This window comes from Gemmatimonadota bacterium, from assembly GCA_026706345.1.
Lineage (GTDB): Bacteria > JAAXHH01 > JAAXHH01 > JAAXHH01 > JAAXHH01 > JAAXHH01.
Window position 1 is genome coordinate 26,396 of sequence record JAPOYX010000002.1, and the last position, 16,312, is coordinate 42,707.

The 16,312-nt window shown below is 60.4% G+C and carries 13 protein-coding genes; 4 read left to right on the forward strand and 9 right to left on the reverse strand.

Annotated elements, in window-relative coordinates; genetic code table 11:
- The first annotated feature begins 73 nt into the window (after positions 1-73).
- Complete coding sequence (locus OXG98_00145; protein MCY3770423.1) at positions 74-1,033, forward strand: threonine/serine dehydratase; 960 nt, start codon at positions 74-76, stop codon at positions 1,031-1,033.
- Positions 1,034-1,070: 37 nt separating this feature from the next.
- Here OXG98_00145 and OXG98_00150 read toward each other — a convergent pair whose 3' ends face one another.
- The 5 genes from OXG98_00150 to OXG98_00170 all read right to left on the reverse strand — a co-directional run bounded on the left by OXG98_00150 (position 1,071) and on the right by OXG98_00170 (position 6,357).
- Positions 1,071-2,324, reverse strand: a complete 1,254-nt coding sequence (locus OXG98_00150) for a DUF4097 family beta strand repeat-containing protein (GenBank protein MCY3770424.1) — start codon at positions 2,322-2,324, stop codon at positions 1,071-1,073.
- Positions 2,325-2,456: 132 nt separating this feature from the next.
- The gene (locus OXG98_00155; GenBank protein MCY3770425.1) at positions 2,457-3,143 is read right to left on the reverse strand and encodes a hypothetical protein; all 687 of its coding nucleotides are present in this window, start codon (positions 3,141-3,143) and stop codon (positions 2,457-2,459) included.
- Positions 3,144-3,357: 214 nt separating this feature from the next.
- On the reverse strand, positions 3,358-4,182 hold the full coding sequence (locus OXG98_00160; protein MCY3770426.1) for a hypothetical protein: 825 nt from the start codon (positions 4,180-4,182) through the stop codon (positions 3,358-3,360).
- 307 nt (positions 4,183-4,489) lie between these two features.
- Positions 4,490-5,284 (reverse strand): phytanoyl-CoA dioxygenase family protein, encoded by a 795-nt coding sequence (locus OXG98_00165; GenBank protein MCY3770427.1) that lies wholly within the window; start codon positions 5,282-5,284, stop codon positions 4,490-4,492.
- 95 nt (positions 5,285-5,379) lie between these two features.
- Positions 5,380-6,357, reverse strand: a complete 978-nt coding sequence (locus OXG98_00170; protein ID MCY3770428.1) for an NAD-dependent epimerase/dehydratase family protein — start codon at positions 6,355-6,357, stop codon at positions 5,380-5,382.
- Between the two features lie 307 nt (positions 6,358-6,664).
- Between OXG98_00170 and OXG98_00175 the strand changes: the two genes are divergently transcribed.
- Together OXG98_00175 and OXG98_00180 are read left to right on the forward strand one after the other, a co-directional pair.
- Positions 6,665-8,563, forward strand: coding sequence for a hypothetical protein (locus OXG98_00175; GenBank protein ID MCY3770429.1), 1,899 nt, complete (start codon positions 6,665-6,667; stop codon positions 8,561-8,563).
- A 100-nt stretch (positions 8,564-8,663) separates the two neighbouring features.
- On the forward strand, positions 8,664-9,110 hold the full coding sequence (locus OXG98_00180) for a rhodanese-like domain-containing protein (protein ID MCY3770430.1): 447 nt from the start codon (positions 8,664-8,666) through the stop codon (positions 9,108-9,110).
- A gap of 73 nt (positions 9,111-9,183) precedes the next feature.
- Here OXG98_00180 and bshA read toward each other — a convergent pair whose 3' ends face one another.
- From bshA to OXG98_00200, 4 genes are read right to left on the reverse strand one after another with little or no spacing between them, the layout of a single operon-like run.
- Entirely contained in the window at positions 9,184-10,305 is a 1,122-nt protein-coding gene (gene bshA, locus OXG98_00185; GenBank protein MCY3770431.1) for an N-acetyl-alpha-D-glucosaminyl L-malate synthase BshA, read from the reverse strand.
- Positions 10,302-11,033, reverse strand: coding sequence for a bacillithiol biosynthesis deacetylase BshB1 (gene bshB1, locus OXG98_00190; protein MCY3770432.1), 732 nt, complete (start codon positions 11,031-11,033; stop codon positions 10,302-10,304). Before bshB1 ends, bshA begins: the two co-directional genes overlap by 4 nt.
- Entirely contained in the window at positions 11,030-12,664 is a 1,635-nt protein-coding gene (bshC, locus tag OXG98_00195; GenBank protein ID MCY3770433.1) for a bacillithiol biosynthesis cysteine-adding enzyme BshC, read from the reverse strand. The genes bshB1 and bshC overlap by 4 nt, the downstream gene beginning before the upstream one ends.
- A gap of 53 nt (positions 12,665-12,717) precedes the next feature.
- Positions 12,718-15,258, reverse strand: a complete 2,541-nt coding sequence (locus OXG98_00200; protein MCY3770434.1) for an MMPL family transporter — start codon at positions 15,256-15,258, stop codon at positions 12,718-12,720.
- A gap of 222 nt (positions 15,259-15,480) precedes the next feature.
- Between OXG98_00200 and OXG98_00205 the strand changes: the two genes are divergently transcribed.
- Positions 15,481-16,312: hypothetical protein (locus tag OXG98_00205; GenBank protein MCY3770435.1), on the forward strand; the 832-nt coding region annotated here is incomplete at its 3' end.

A 16,312-nucleotide genomic window follows, 5' to 3' on the forward strand; every position in this document is an offset into this window, starting at 1 on the left:
CGGATCACCGGTCCGCAAACGATGATCGGCCGAATGTCGCCATCAGGGGCGCAGGGATCAGACTGGAAAAGCGATGCTGATCACACTGGAAGAAATAGAACAGGCCCGGAAGGAGCTTCCGCCGGAAATCGTCTACACGCCCGCCCTGCGGTCAGCCGCGGTTTCCGATCAGATCGGCGCGGACGTCTGGTTGAAGACGGAAAACCTCCAGGTGACAGGATCTTACAAGACGCGCGCGGCCTATACCATCCTGAACCGCCTTTCCGAGGGCCAGAAGAAAAAGGGCGCCGCGATTTCCTCCTCCGGAAACTTTGCGACGGCATTCGCCTTCATGGGTACGCTGCTGGGGATTCCGACGGCGATCGTGATGATGAAAAAGACCTCGCCCTACAAGGTGCAGCGCACGGTGGACTACGGCGCCGAAGCGGTGATGTGCGAAAACCACAACCAGGCGAGGTGGGACACGCTGGAACAGCTGGGCAGGGAACGGGGCATCACCGCGATAAACACCTGGGAAGACGAGAACGTCGTTCGGGGCCATGGCAGCATAGGCGCCGAAATCATGGAACAGGCGCCGGACCTGGACGCCGTGATCGTCCCCGTGAGCAGCGGGGGCCTGATCGGCGGCATCGCCACGGCCGTGAAGACGTTGAACCCGGCGGTGAAGGTGATCGGGGTTCAACCCAAAGGGTCGCAGGCGGTTTACCAGTCTTTTCTGAAGAAGGAGATCTGCGAGGTGCCGGAACCGGACACGGTGTGCGATTCGCTCGTAGCGCCCCGCCCGGGCGACTTGACCTTCGAACACGTAATGGCCTACGTGGACGAGATGGTGCTGGTTTCCGACGAGCAGGCGATCGACGCGGTAAAGTACCTGATCGGGACGACCAAACTCGTGGTCGAACCCGGAGGCGCAGTCGGCGTCGCCGCGCTATTGAACGGCATCGTTTCGCTGGAAGGCAAGAAGGTCGTGGCGCTGCTCAGCGGTGGCAACATCATGCCCGGGCAACTCGCGGGGTACCTGGGCGCGTCCTGACCCGAAAAGTCAAGGCTGCACGCGGTTGTGGCATGGCTCAGGACGACACCTTGCGAATCTGAATATCGCCGCCACTGGTTTCGAGCTTGATGCGATTGCCACCCCCGTTAATGTCGCCGGTGGCTCTTATCGTCCTTCGATTCCGCGTCTCCTCTTCCTGTTCTTCCAGGTCGAAATCCGAGTCGATTCGATATTCCTTGTCGCGGCCGAACCAGGACCGCTCAAGATGAATCTCCGCCTCAAGCGTGGCCGGCAGATCCTCGGGAATCTGAATAGTCAGTTCCCCACCGGACGACTGCAGTAACCAGTCTTCTTCCAGTGCGTTTACGGTCGCCCTCAAACGGGCTTCGATGTCGCCGCCCGAGGTAGTCGCCGTGACACCGCCGCCCGTCGCATTGCCGATCGCGATATCGCCGCCCGACGTGCCCGCCTTCAGGCTTCCCTCAGCACTGTCGATGGTGACGTCGCCACCCGAGGTATGCACATCCACCGCGCCATTGGCGCGCTCGATCGTGATATCGCCGCCCGAGGTCTTCGCCGTCACCTCTCCCGTGGTATGGCCTATCCTGATGTCGCCGCCCGAGGTAGTCGCCTCTGTGTTTCCCCCGGCTTGATCGATTTCGATATCGCCTCCGGAAGTTCTCACCGTCACTTCGCCGTCTGTACTGCCGACTGTGATGTCGCCGCCGGAGGTCTTCGCCGTCACTTCGCCTGCCGCGCCGCCGATCGTGACGTCACCGCCCGAGGTGGATACATCCACCTCGCCCCGGGCGTCCCGGATCTCGATATCCCCGCCGGAGGTGGACACCTTCGTCTCCCTTCCGCCCCCCTTGATGGTCACATCTCCACCTGACGTGTGAACACGGATCACGGCGTCCGTTACGTTGCCGACGTTGACATCGCCGCCCGAGGTGCGGGCAAGCACGTCGCCCCGCAGGTCTCCGACATCGATGTCGCCGCCCGAGGTCTTGAGGTCCAGGCTGTACGATTCCGACAACCTGACCCGTATATCCAGCGATACGTTGTCGAACCCGTAATTCCGATCACGGTCTATCCGGACGTTTACGTCGTTCTCCTGTTGGGAGATATCCACGGCAACGTCCCTGAAGGCATCGCGCGCGCTGTCTTCGCTGATTCCCGTCCGGCGTTTTTCAATCTCGACGTCGACTTCATCGTTGGACCAGCTTTCGACCCGGATCGAACCGAAGTCGGCGTCTACAGTCAACGTGCCAGCCCCATCCACCGTATACTTCTGGTGGGTTCTTTCTTTGAAACTGAATCCGTCTCGCATAAATGTGGTCTCCTGCGCGCCGCATGCATAGGCCGAGGCAACAAGCAGACTGACACCGACCAGGTTCAATAACAAACGCATCATTCCTCCCGATTTGTCAATACTTGCGATATTGTCATCGCCGAAGACCTGTTACGTAGAACCGACCCGGACTTTTCCACCCAGGGTCTTGGCCGACACTTTCCCTGAAGCGGCTTCAACGATGATGTTTCCGCCCATGGTGTAGGCGGTCAAGTCACCTTCTGTACGTCCGACTCTGATGCTTCCGCCCAGCGTCTTGGCGTCCACATCCCCCTTCGTGTCACCTATATCGATACTTCCGCCCAGCGTCTTCGCATACACGCCCCCTTCCGTCGGGCCGATGCGGATGCTTCCACCCAGCGTCCTGGCGTCCACGTCACCTTTCGTGGCGCCTAGCCTGATGCTTCCGCCTGCCGTCTTCGCCATGATCTCGCCGTCCAGGTCCGCGATTTCGATGCTGCCTCCTGCCGTATTGATGTCCAGGTTGTATGTATAGGGCACCTGGACTATAATCGCTATGGACACCCTGTTGCGCTTGAACCATCGCGATTTGTCGACGCGGACATGCACGTCGTTGTCCTGCTGTTCCGTTGTTACCTCCACTTCGTCGAAGGCGCGGCGTGCCTGGTCTTCGGTGCCTTCCTTCCGTTGCTTTTCTACCAGGATCTCCAATTTGTTGGTGGTCGCGGTCTCGATCCGAACGGATCCGATGTCGGCATCGATGGTCAGCTTGCCGCCCGGATCGACCGCGTACGTCGCAGTGATGTTTTCCACGAATCCACGTTCAGTTCGCATCATCTCGGTATCGTGCGAATCTTGCGCGGCTGAATTCAACATTACCGTTATGCACAGGCTAGCGACCGTCAGCTTCCAAAACGCATTCATGGGACCCGATTCCTGGTGTGGTTTGGTTAATGTCCATCAAGCTGTCTGTTCTGCGATTAAGACTCCGGCGATGAGGAAAAGGTTGTGTCGCCTCTCGAGGTTTCCTTCTGCCGTGCTGGCAACGGCGTTACCGTCTATGGTACCTGTTTGTGATGTTGCCGCTGAGCGTCGTGGTTTTCAATTCTCCTTGCACATAACCGGTTTGGATATTTCCAGAGTTCGAACGGACCGTCGCGTCACCATTCACGGGACCGATCTTGATGTTACCACTTAAGGACTTGGCGTGCAGGTCTCCGTCTATGGTACGTGTTTCTATTTTGCCAGAGTTCGAACGGATCGTCACATCACCATCCACTAGGCCGATGATCTCGGTATTCCCACTCAGTGTAATGATGTGCACCTTGCCTACTACGCGACCAGTCTCGATATTCCCGCTGTTCGTCTTTATGCTCAAGTCACCTTCGGTTGGACCGGTCGAAACGTTCCCGGAAAGGGTCTTAGCCGTCACGTTTCCTGCGATGTTCCCCGTCTGGATATCACCGATGATAGTGCTGAGGTCGAGGTTGTATTCCACGGGCACCAGAACCTCTATATCTACAGAAACCCGATCCGGCCAGTCCTGCCAGAACCATCGCGTGTACGTGACGTTCCTGATCTGATCGACTTCGATTCGTACCCCGTTATACGTCTCTTTGATTTCGACTTCAACATTACTGAAGTCTTTACGCGCCTGGTCAGCATCGGTTGTCCTTAATCGTTTTCTAACCAGAACATCTACTTCATTCTTATTTGAGCTTCTGATGTGAATTGCCCCCAATTCGGCGGCAACGATCGCCAGTGTACCACCGGGGTCCACCTCGTATTTCTGCCTGGTGCTTTCGATATAGTCCCGCCCGTCGCGCTCAAATTCGATCTCTTGCCCGTCGCGCTCAACAAATTCGATCTCTTGCATGCTGCACGCACTTGAAATCCAGATACATGCATATAAAACCGCGAAAACTCCAGTCCGGTTCATAATCTCCCCCAATCGCTATATTCAGAATCGGAAAAGTGTACTGCGATTCTTAAACATTAGACTAATGCGACGGGAATAATGTTTCGGGGTCCCGAGGAATGTCCTACTGAGGTATTGGATTCTTCCAGGCAGGTATATCCGGCTAGAGCAGACCTGGTTCAGGTCAACACCATGCCGAAGATGCAATGCGACCTTGAACACGCCATGGAAATTGATCGGAGGATCTTAAAGGGTATACGGAATCCTACTCCACCCAGTGGGACACGAGGGGCTTCAACTCACCGGGCAGGCTGTCGAAGACGTCCTTTGGAAGGGTGGGGACCAGGTTTTCCGTTCCGCCGGTCTCGTCCACCAGGATCCTACGGTCTTCCGAGCCGGGCCTCAGCACGTTCAGGTTCAGCCACCAGGGCGCGTAGCGGACGACGACGGCCACACGGGGGTCCTGAGAGGTGTTGGCGGCCGTGGAATGCCAGAGCCGGCTGTCCATGACAAGGACGCTTCCCGCCTGGCCGGTCACGTTCAACTCGTTCGGATGGGGGGCTTCCGCCGGCACCCCGTTGTGCCCGGTCGGGTTGTTGGCGGCGCGGTGGCTGCCCGGGACGATGAGCGTTCCCCCGTTGGCCCCGGTGAAGGAGGAGAGCATCCAGATGGTCGTGAGGTGCATGACCGCGTCCGGGTAAGGAGCGGGCACATGTCCCGCGTTCCGCTGGTTGAAGGGCCAGTCCGCGTGCCATCCCCCGCGGTCGTTCCCGGGCTCGTTGATGGTGGCCGTAGTGAAGGAGATGCGGAAATGGCGTCCGAGCAGCGCGGCGGCCAGGTCGACGATACGCCGGTCCGCGAGCCAGGGCGCCAGCGACTGGTCGTACTTCAGGAAACCGCTCACATGGCCGATGTTCGCGGGTGCGTCGGGATTCCGATGACGGTTCGTGGAGGCGATGACCCGGTCGCGTATCTCGTCCAGCCTGTCCCCGGGGAGAATGTTGTCCAGGACGCACCAGCCGTCGAGATGCATGCGTTGTTTCAGCGTCTCCAATGTCATGCAGTTTGTCCTTTAAGGATGACCACAGGTCAAGGACTGCTGAAAGGATAGTTTATTGAGATACGATTCAGCGTGGTTCGGCAGACTGTGGACATCTAACCCTGCAGGTCGTCGGTGCTCAGCGTGCCGGCCTCCTGATGCCGCCGGAATACGTCCCAGGTCTCCCTGATCCCCTCGTCCAGCGGCGTGTAGGGGATCTCGCCCACATCCTCCTGGATGGCGCGGTCATCGAGGTCCGGCGCGATGGGCAGGTTCATGTCCAGGTGGGAGATGAGTCCGTCCGATCCGGGCACGACGCGCTCGATGGACGCGATCACCTCGTCGATGGAAACGACGTCTCCCCGGACGCTGTAGGCCCCGGCGCCGGTGGTTTCCGCCTCGGCGCAGCGGATGAACGTGCGGGCGGTGTCGTTCACGTACTGCATGTTGTTCCGTCCGCCGTACCCGATCACGTACGGACGGTTCAACAGGGCGGCCTTGACCGCTTTCGTGGGATCGGAGGTCAACCCGAAGTCCCGGCCCGGTCCGTACACGGTCCATGGACGCAGGCCTATGCTGGAAATGCCGTGATCCAGAAAGTACACCCGCGCGTTCGCTTCGTTGCACTGCTTGAAGACGCCGTAGTGGGTAACGGGCCGCAGTACCGCGTCATTGTCGACCGGACCCGAATCGTAGTCGTCTTCCATGCCGTAGACAGCCGCGGAACTCGCATAGACGATGCGTCGTACGATATCGTCGTGGGTTTTTGCCGCTTCGAAGACGTTCAGGGTGCCGATCACGTTAACCGTTGCGCCCTTGATGGGATCGGCCTTGCACACGGGCACCTGCAGGCCCGCCAGGTGGATGATGCGGGACGCGCCCGTTTCTCCGACCACCCGGGTGAAGTGGGGTCCGTCGGCGATGTCGCCCTCGATGAACCGGACCCGGGCGATCTGTTCCTCGTCCATGATCAGCGCCATGCGGGCGGTGTGTTCCGCCAGGTCGTAGATCGCGACATCGTGTCCGTCGTCGATCAGGTTCTTCACGATCCACGAACCGATACAACCATATCCGCCGGTGAGCAGATACTGCATGAAGACAGGCCTTTGGAACGGGAAACAAGGGCAGAAAATCTCGTCCATTGTATGGCGCGTGGGGGCTGGTGTCAAGGGAAACAGCCGCCTGCCGGCCGCGGTTTTAGTCCTTGATCGGACCCCGTCCGGAAAATACATTGTGCGCATCCGGGACGACCGGAACAAGACCCGTAATCCTGCTGATTTCATCCCTACAAGCGTTTATATCATGAGTGTTCGACCGCGGTCTTCCCCGCTGTCCGGGAAGCCGGATTCCCATTATCCCGTTGGAGGTTCTCCCGCCGGAAACGGTGGGCTTGCTTCGGGCATGACCCTTCGGGCGGTGGGTCTCGGACTCCTCCTGTCCGCGTCGATGGCATGGTGGGTCGTGCATTCCGCCTTCGAAGCCCATTCCTCCTACCTTTCCATTACCCACATGCCCATGGCGGCGCTCTTCCCCTTCATGCTGGTCGTCTTCGTGATAAACGGCCTGTTGAAGCGATTCGCGCCCACGAGGGTCTTCACCGCGCCGGAACTGATCATCGTCTTCTTCACCGTGTTTACGGCATCGGCCATTCCGGGGTGGGCCTTTACCACCTACTGGGTCGCCATTCCCTCCATCCCCCACTACTACGCCAACTCCGAGAACAGGTACGTCGAGTTGTTCTTCGAGTACCTCCCTGCCTGGCTGATCGTCCCGGACGATCGGAACGCGGTACAGTGGTTCTACGAGGGGCTGCCATCCAGCGGCATGATCCCCTGGCGGGACTGGATCATCCCCATGGGCTGGTGGGGCACCTTCTTTCTGGCCCTCTTCTTCGCCAGCGCATCGCTCATGGTGATCCTGCGCAAGCAGTGGATCGAAAGAGAGCGGCTGACCTTTCCGCTGGCCCGCGTGCCGCTGCTGCTCATCGAAGAAGACGAAAGCGGTTCCGTGCTGCCCCGCATCGCCCGGTCCAAGGTATTCTGGTACGGTTTCTCCATCCCCCTCTTCATCATCCTGTGGAATATCGTCTCGTACTGGGACGTCGTGCCGCCCATCAAACTGGGCGGGGATTACCGCGTACCGATTACCCTGGCCGAATCCTTCCCGCCGATTCAGTTCAAGATCAGTTTCGCTTTCATCGCCATTGGATTCTTTACCGAATTGAACATCCTGTTCAGCATTTGGGTATTCTTTCTACTGGCCACGATCCAGATCGGCATCATGAGCCGGTTCGGCATTCCGAAGACGGCCGAAATCGTAACGGCACAACACCTGGGCGGATTCTTCATGTTCACCCTCTTCGGACTCTGGATGGCCCGCCGCCACCTCTACGACGTGGTGAGAAAGGCGATCGGCAGAGGCGACGACATTGATGACTCAGGGGAGTTCTTTTCTTACAGGACCGCCATGGGAGGCGTGGTGATCGGCATCCTGTACATGTTCTTCTTCCTGATCAGCATGGGCATGTCCCTTGCCGCCGCAGCCACGCTGCTGGCCACCTGCATGCTGCTCTTTCTCGGGGTTACCCGCGTGGTGGCGGAAGCGGGGCTGATCTACCTGGATCTGCCGTACAACGCCCATGAATTCACGGTTTTTTCCTTCGGATCGGCGAATCTGCACCGGGCGGACCTCACCATTCTGACCCTTTCACAGACCTTCTCGAGGAACTGGCGCACGCTGGGCATGTGCGCCATGGCCCACGTCAACAAGGTCGGCGATGAGATCGGCGGCGCCCGGCGAGGCATCTTTCCCGTCATTGTGTCGGCGCTTCTCATGGCCGCGGTCATATCGGTCGTATACACCGTCTTCCTGGGTTACGCGACCACGGGGGCAGATGGGTTCGAGGACGCCTTCGGCAACGCAAAGCGAGGTTACGAGACGCTCGCGTCGTGGATCAATAACCAGACGCAGTTGACCGGCGGCGAATACGCCGGCCTCGGGATCGGCGCATTGGTCGCCTGGCTGCTGATCCTGGCTCACCACAATTTTCACTGGTGGCCGCTGCATCCTATCGGCTGGGCCGTCGCCAAAACCTGGGCCATTGGGATGATCGCCACTTCGATCTTCATCGTCTGGCTCATCAAGGCCGTGATCCTGAAACTGGGCGGCACGACACTATACCGCAAGGCGCAGCCCTTCTTCATCGGCATGCTGGTGGGCTACGTGCTGGGCGTGGCGCTCTCCTACTGCGTCGATGTGATCTGGTTTCCAGCCTCGGGACATATCGTGGAGACGTGGTAGCCGGCTTTTCCGCCCGTAAGAGGACGACAACAGCGACGATGGTAAAACAACAGCATCGACCTATGGCCATTTTGATGAGTTGAAATGAAAGGAGTTTTACATGAGCGTGGAGCAGGTCATGCCCGACGAGGCGGCCAGGCTGGTCGAATCGGAAGGGTACGCATACATCGATGTCCGGTCCGTTCCCGAATTCGACCAGGGCCATCCCGCGCCGGCCGTGAACATCCCGCTATTGCACGCGGACGAGCAGACCGGGCAGATGACGCCGAATCCCGATTTCGTCCGGGTGGTGAAGGCAAACTATGCGGAAGATTCGAAGCTGGTGCTGGGCTGCCGGACCGGCCAGCGGTCCAATCACGCCGCCCAACTGCTGCAGTCTATGGGATACCAGACGGTGGTCAACATGCGCTGCGGGTTCAGCGGGGAGATGACGCCCTTCGGCCAGGTCGTCAATCCCGGCTGGGAGGAAGTGGCCCTGCCGGTGAGCTACGAGAGCGGTGAAGGCGTGAGTTACGCGTCGCTGGAGGCGAAGTCGGAAGAGGACTGATGGGTGGCCGTGGAAACAGAACGGCCCGTTTGGTGACAGCCCGTTTGGCACCTTGGGTTTTCGCGGCGGCAGGCTATCCCCGCAACACCTCTTCGTAATAGGATTCATACTGCGGGACGACGGCCTCTTCCGCGAAGTTGTCCAGCACCCGCTGCCGCGCCTGCCTCCCGATGGTCTGGCGGAACGCGTCGTCGGACAGCAGGACCGTGGCGTGCCGGACCATCTGCCGGATGTCGCCCACTTCGGTGATGTATCCCGTCTCCCCGTGGTGCACGAGTTCCGGCAGGCCTCCGGCGTTGGCGCCGATCACCGGGACGCCGCAGCTCATCGCCTCCAGGGCCGACAGGCCGAAGCTCTCCTGTTCGCTGGGAAGCAGATAAAGGTCGGAACAGGAGAGGATCCGGTCCACCCCTTCCTGCTCGCCCATGAAAACAACGCCGTCCTGAAGTCCCAGTTCCCCGGCCAGTTCCTGCATGGGGATACGCTCCGGTCCTTCCCCCACCAGCAGCAGCTTGCACTTGACCTTGCGCCGGACCTCCGCGTACATGCGGATGATATCGCCGATACGTTTGACCGGCCGGAAATTCGAGACGTGCACGATGACCTTCTCGTCCTCGTCGACGAAGTTGCTGATGTCGCAGTGGCCGTCCCCCCGGCGAAACCGGTCGACATCCACGAAATTGGGAATCACCCGGATGTCCTGCTCGATATCGAAGAGGGACAGCGTGTCGCGCTTCAGGGACTCGGATACGGCGGTGACTCCCTGGCTTTCCTCGATGCTGAACCGGGTGACCCGGTAGAAGGACTTGTCGCTGCCCACGAGGGTGATGTCGGTGCCGTGCAGGGTCGTGATGACTTTGATGTCCCGCTCGCGCAGCATGTGCCGCGCCAGGAAGGCGCAGGTGGCGTGGGGCACGGCGTAGTGCACGTGCAGGATGTCCAGTTCCGCCTCGGACGCCACATCGGCCATTTTCGCCGCGAGCGCGAGGGTGTAAGGCGGATACTTGAACAGCGGGTAGGGCATGACCTCCACGTTGTGGAAGGAGATGTTCTGGCTGTACTCCTGCAGGCGGAAGGGGATCGAATAGCTCACGAAATGGACCATGTGCCCCTTCCGGGCCAGCGCCTGTCCCAGTTCGGCGGCGATGGCGCCGCTTCCTCCGTAGGTCGGGTAACACGTAATGCCGATGTTCATTTGATCTCGCCTCTACCCGCGAAGTGAGCCAGCGGATCGTCGATCGAGAGGTATTCCCGGACGACGAAGGGCTCCCCGTACCGGGCGCCGATCAACTGTCCGTAGTAGCGGCTCTGGGCCTCGACCTCTTCCAGGAACTCCGGACGGCTGATGAACGTTTCGGGCTCGGTGGACTCCGGGTCGTGGAACTGCGACCGGTGGGCCTTCACGGCCTCGATCTTGCGGCCGAACGTCGAGGTGATGTCGACGATGAACGATGGACGGGGCTCCTGGTAGCGGTGGTGAGTGAGGTAGAAGACCAGGTACCGGGGCCGGAAAGCCGGGTGTTCCGTTTCGATCTTCTCCAGGCCGGCCAGGAAGGCCGCGTCTTTCGCCAGCCGGGCGGTGGCTCCGTGATCGGGATGACGGGCGATTTCGTGGGGAACGAGCAGCAATTCGGGCCGGAATCGGCGTATGGCGTCCACGAGGGCGTCGCGGTGGGTCTCGCAGGCGCCGATGCGGGCATCCGGCAGTTCGAGATTCAGCCTTTCGGACAGCTCCAGGATCTCCGCCGCTGCCGCAGCCTCCCGGGCCCGCTCGTCCACTGTCCCCCGGGTCCCCTTCTCGCCCCGGCTCATATCGACGATCCCGGTGGCATACCCCAGGTCGGCGAAACGGATCATCAGGCCTCCGCAGTGCAGTTCCACGTCGTCGGGATGGGGGGATACGGCCAGGATGTCCAGTTTCATAGGAGCGTGATCCTGTGTCTGAAATCGGTCTCGTCAGTGGCCTCGAAGAGCGTCCTCATGACGTCGAAGCCGTGTAGGGCGACATACTGCCAGATGTTGGCTATCCGTTCCTGCAACTGTCCGTTCGGATAGAGTTGGCGGTCCGCCCTGATAATCTGGCTGCGCATGACGCCGTCCGCCTTCTTCAGGGCCCGGAGGGTCTTTTCTTCCAGCCTTCCCAGGGCGAAGTTGGTCTTCCGCTCCGAGGCTTCGACGATCCGGATCAGCCCGGGGTCGATGGTCGTCATGTGTCCCTTCAGGTTCCGGTAGTGGGCTTTCACGTCTCCCCGGGCGGCCCGTAATCCCTCGGTGATATGCACCGGCATGTCATCCCGCAGTTTCCGGTCGACCACGGATTCGATACCCTGGACGAAATGGGAAAGGGCCAGGCCGTGTTTCTCCAGGACCCGGGCGGTCCTCGCGCCTACCAGCGTATGGGACGCGCGGGGATAGACCACGGGGAAGGGCAGGCCGTACTGGCGGTACACGCCGCCGAGTTGCCCGTAGTAGGCGATTTCCGCCGGACCGCCGATATAGGTCAGCGTCGGAAACAGCGTGTCCTGCACCAGGGGCCGGGTGATGACGTTATGGGTGAATCGCTCGGGCGCCTCATCGAGCAATTCCAGCAGGTCCTTTTCGGTAAAGGACAGACTGCGGTCCCGGTTGCTGAACCGTTCGTTCTCGTAGCGCAGGGCATTGCGCTGCCCGTCCTGGTACAGAAACAGGTTCACCGCGTCCGGGGACCGGGAGACCTGGGGTTGGAACCCGGCTTCGGCCAGTTTGCCTGAAACCGCCAGGACCGAGCGCGTGGATGCGAGCGGGTCCCGGATTTCCCGTTCGAAAACGGGACTCATATGGAATTTAAGCGCCGGGTCGGTGGGGTCTACGAGGACCAGGCCCTGTCCCCGGAAGAGCAGTGTCATGAGCCGGGCGAAGGCATCGGAAAGCGTGATCTCGGCGGTACAGTGCTGCCGAAGCGCGTCGATAGCGGAGGGGCTGTACTCCGAGTCAGGCAGGGCCTCCTCGAATCGCCCGAGCAGCGGTCCTATCCCCGGACCGAGCTCCCGGTCGCTTGCGGACCGGCGGTCATTGGGGTCGTCGGGACTCAATTCGAACCGAAGCGCCTCCCCGTCCGCCCGGCAGACGTGGACGTGGTTGATCTCGGCGTAGTCGTGGTCGTCGGCGGCCATCCAGAAGACGGGCACGGCCCGTACGCCGGTTTCCTCCGACACCCGCCTCGCCAGCCTCACGGCCGTGACGGCCTTGTAGATGGTATAGAGCGGCCCGGTGAACAGTCCCGTCTGCTGTCCGGTGGAAACCACGTAGGTATCGTCCACGGCGAGGGACCGGGCGTTGTCGAGTACCGTCTCGTCCGCGCCGTACCGGGTGTTCTGTTCCTCCAGTATCCGGGAGAGGACCTTTCGCGGCGGGGGCGTTGTGCGGGACCTTACGGCCTCGATCGCGCGGGGCCAGACATCCGGATCGCGGGGATCGTAGGCGTAGAACGGCCGCAACGACTCGAAATCGTCGAGAAAGGCATGCAGCAGGGGTGCAGGCAACACCTGGCAGTAGTCCACTGCATAAGAGTTCATGTTGGCCGGCCTTGTTCGACTCGTTCCCTGACGGTACGGCAGCGAAGGCGGTGTCACGCGGCGGGGACCGGCTTACGCGGTTCCGGCACCCTGTTCCCCGTCCGCTTTTCCATGATGAGCAAATAGGCCGGCAGCGCGATCAGGGCCGTCGTCAGCGTGGCGATCTCTCCCACGTTGGCCATGATCCCGAAGGAATGCAGGCCCCGGTTGGACGTCAGCATCAGCGAGGTATACCCGATCAGCGTCGTGGACGAACACATGACCAGGGCCGCGCCCGTATGCTGTACCATATTATGTATGGAACCGCGTCCGTCAAGGCGGTAGCGTTGATACAGGTTCACGCTGTAGTCCACGCCGATCCCCAGCGTTGTAGGTATGACGATAAAGTTGAAGAAGTTCACCTTGATGTCGAAGACGGCGATGACCCCGCCCATGACCAGCATGCCGCCCAGCAGGGATGCCAGGATCACGACCGACGCGTGGATGCTTCGGAAAGCCAGTACGAGGAGCGTGATCACGCCCACGAAACAGGCGACCGTGGCGATGGGGCCGTCGCGGTCCACGGCCTTCAGCATGTCGGCGAAAACCACGGCCTCGCCGGAAGAATAGATGACTTCGTCGTCTGGCAGACGATTGGAACGGACGACTTCCGCGAACCGGATCAGATTTCTGCCGTTCCAGAGTCCGGCGTCCGATCTCGGGTAGACGTAGACCAGTCTGCCCACCGTCCCGTCCCGCTCCTCGAAGGGACGCGTAAGTGCCTGGGGCAGGTCGTCCACGGTGATCTCTTCCAAACTGAGGTTGTCGCGGAAATCGTTGATCCTGGCGAGCTGATCGGGCGGAATGCCGAGTTCGTCGGGCGGATTCGTGTCGAGCATGTATTCGATGTCCCAGAGGACGTCGATCTTGTCCTCCTGGTCCTCCGGAAGCAGGTCGAAAATGGTCCGCACGCGGTCGATGGTTGGGTTCGGGACTTCCTTTTCCGCTTCTTTCTTGCCCAGTACTGCCCGGCGTATGCCCGGAACCTGATCCAGCCGGTCCGCCAGGATGACCGCGGGCGACTGCGATATGCCGAACAGGGCATTTACGCGGTGGTTGAGAATTCGCTCGTAGGTGTCGCCCCGCGGCTCGTTTCGAAGTTTCGAGAAATCGTACTCGAAGGAATTCGGAAGCCACCACACCAGCAGGACGGCACCCAGCACGACCAGGGAGATACTCGTGCCCACTACTGCATGGGGAGCCCGCTGGACCAGGTTGGCGAGACGGGTCAGCGCCCTGCCCCGGGATACTCTCCGGGTCCAGGTCTTCCGCCCGAACTCGGTACGGTCCCAGAGCATCAGCAGCGCGGGGAGGATGGAAAAGGTCGAAAACCAGCACAACAGCATGCCCAGGCCGCCGATGAAACCGAAATGATTGAAGCCCCGGAAATCGGTGATCATGAGGGTACCGTAGGCGAGACCGGTCGACAGTGCGGAGGTGATGGTCGCAGTGAGGGTGTTTCGGAAGGCGATCTGCACGCCGTCCCTGGCGTTTTCGCCTCGCAGCCGTTCTTCCTTGTACCTGGCCATCAGGATCAGGCCGTAGTTGATGCCGTTCCCCACGATGATGGCGCCCAGGAAGGCGGTCTGCATGTTCAGGTAGCCGATGCGGAAAAAGGTAATGCAGAACGTCCAGAGGATGCCGACGACCACGACCAGCGTGATGTTGATGACCGGGACGATAGTCCGGAAGTAGAGAAATATGGCCAGGGCGACCAGCGTAAGCGTAAAGGCCGCGGAAGAGAAGATCTCCCGCTGGACGGACGAATACTGGTCGAGGATCAGGCGGTACTTGCCGGTGAGGCCGACCTTCAGCGACGGGTGGTAGGACGCGGGGTCGAGGCCTTCCGCGATGGCCATGACCCGTTCGCACAGATCCCTGGAGAAGGACACGCCGGTCGACGAGCCGAAGGGTTTCAGGACCATGACCAGAAACTGCCCCTGGTCGTCGTGTCCCGTGAAATACCCGTCGACCCACTTGTCCAGCTTCTCCGACGCCTGTTTCTCGTACTTCTCCTCCAGGTCGCTCACCGTGAACGGCTCGTCTTCCACCTCCAGACCGAGGTCTTCCTCGGAAACGAAAAGGGGGTTCTGTTCCAGTTTCTTCTTCAGGATCTGCCGGCTCAGCCGGCTCTGGATCTCTTCCAGGTCCTCCAGGTTCGCGTACAGGTACTTGTGGTCTTCGTAGAACCGCTTCTCGTCGTCCACCCTGTACTCAATGTAGCGGACATACCCTTCCGGGAGATCGGACCGGAGCCTGCCGGCGAGGTCGTCGGCGTACCGCTGGGCGGCGGCCAGGTCTTCCGTCTCTATGACGACGGTCAGGTTGCCGATGCCGCCGACGCGCTCCGTGAGCCGGTGTATGTCGTCGACGCTTCGGTAGCCTTCGGGGAGCAGTTCGACGAAGTCGGTTTTCAGCTGAAGCCTGGAGGCGAAGTGGACGGAAAGCAGGGCCGTTATCAGCGCACCAAGGACGATCTTCGCCGGATGGCGGCAGATGAAGGCGATGTACCTGTTCAGAAAGCGGTCTATGGCGGCTCTGGTTTCGGCCTTCACTATGATCCCCTCGTGTGAAACGGGCACATCCAAGGTATGGAAATATCCCCGTAAACCACTGGGGTGTCAACCACTAAAACCATTGAAACAGCGACGCTGCAGGACATTCGGGGACGCTGTTTTTCTTTGACTTATCCCATGCGCGTCCTTACATATTCTGGACCCATTCTATCGTGCAGAACCATTGCTCGAAATTCGCATAATCTGTTTCCAGCCTCTTCCATGGCCTCAGTACAGCAAAGTGTTTCCACCTCCGCCGTCCCCGTGAAGGCGACTCGGATAATTACGCCGCGATCCATTCTTCTGGGGCTGGCGAGCGTCGTCCTGATTTCCCTCATCGTCCCCTATTTCCAGTACACCATGGCCTCGTCCCAGCTAGGCGCGGATCATCTCCACATCGGCGCGCTGTTTCTGGCCTTTGCGTACCTGGTCATATTCAATGTGGTGCTGGCGAGGTGGAAAAAGGACTGGGCCCTCACACCCTATGAGTTCGTCATCCCCCTGGCCATGGGCATGGCGGCTTCGGGGTTGACGACTAACGGCATGGGCGCCCCGTTCATCTCCACGCTGATGGCCCCCTACCTGCTGGCGACGCCCGAGAACCAGTGGGCCGAGTACTTCTACCCGTATCTGAAACCCTGGGCGACCGTCACGAACCAGGGCAACGCCCTCACGTGGCTGGTAGACGGTATGCCGCCCGGCGCGTCCATACCCTGGAGCGTGTGGGGCATTCCGCTGTTCTGGTGGCTGACCTTCATCGTCCCGCTGATCTTCATGGGGCTCTGCCTCGTGGTCATCCTGCGGAGACAGTGGGTGGAACACGAGAAACTGGTCTTCCCCATGATGCAGATCCCCCTCGCCTTCACCCGGGGCATGGAATCGCCAAGCCGAATCCCGGCCTTTCTCTCGGAGAAGCGGTTCTGGATCGGGTTTTCCATCCCATTCTGCGTGATGATGTACAACATCGTCGGGTTCTTCACCCCGGTCGTGCCCCAGTTCCCCTATTTCGGGTCGGCGCCGCCCATTGTATTCGGCGAGGGATTCCCGCCGCTGG

Excerpts from the sequence above, each read along its gene's own strand:
- OXG98_00170 (MCY3770428.1), bottom strand. The coding sequence starts at position 6,357 with ATGCAGTATCTGCTCACCGGCGGATATGGTTGTATCGGTTCGTGGATC.
- OXG98_00175 (MCY3770429.1), top strand. The coding sequence starts at position 6,665 with ATGACCCTTCGGGCGGTGGGTCTCGGACTCCTCCTGTCCGCGTCGATG.
- OXG98_00165 (MCY3770427.1), bottom strand. The coding sequence starts at position 5,284 with ATGACATTGGAGACGCTGAAACAACGCATGCATCTCGACGGCTGGTGC.
- OXG98_00155 (MCY3770425.1), bottom strand. The coding sequence starts at position 3,143 with ATGATGCGAACTGAACGTGGATTCGTGGAAAACATCACTGCGACGTAC.
- OXG98_00145 (MCY3770423.1), top strand. The coding sequence starts at position 74 with ATGCTGATCACACTGGAAGAAATAGAACAGGCCCGGAAGGAGCTTCCG.
- OXG98_00150 (MCY3770424.1), bottom strand. The coding sequence starts at position 2,324 with ATGCGAGACGGATTCAGTTTCAAAGAAAGAACCCACCAGAAGTATACG.
- OXG98_00180 (MCY3770430.1), top strand. The coding sequence starts at position 8,664 with ATGAGCGTGGAGCAGGTCATGCCCGACGAGGCGGCCAGGCTGGTCGAA.
- bshA (MCY3770431.1), bottom strand. The coding sequence starts at position 10,305 with ATGAACATCGGCATTACGTGTTACCCGACCTACGGAGGAAGCGGCGCC.
- bshB1 (MCY3770432.1), bottom strand. The coding sequence starts at position 11,033 with ATGAAACTGGACATCCTGGCCGTATCCCCCCATCCCGACGACGTGGAA.
- bshC (MCY3770433.1), bottom strand. The coding sequence starts at position 12,664 with ATGAACTCTTATGCAGTGGACTACTGCCAGGTGTTGCCTGCACCCCTG.
- OXG98_00160 (MCY3770426.1), bottom strand. The coding sequence starts at position 4,182 with ATGCAAGAGATCGAATTTGTTGAGCGCGACGGGCAAGAGATCGAATTT.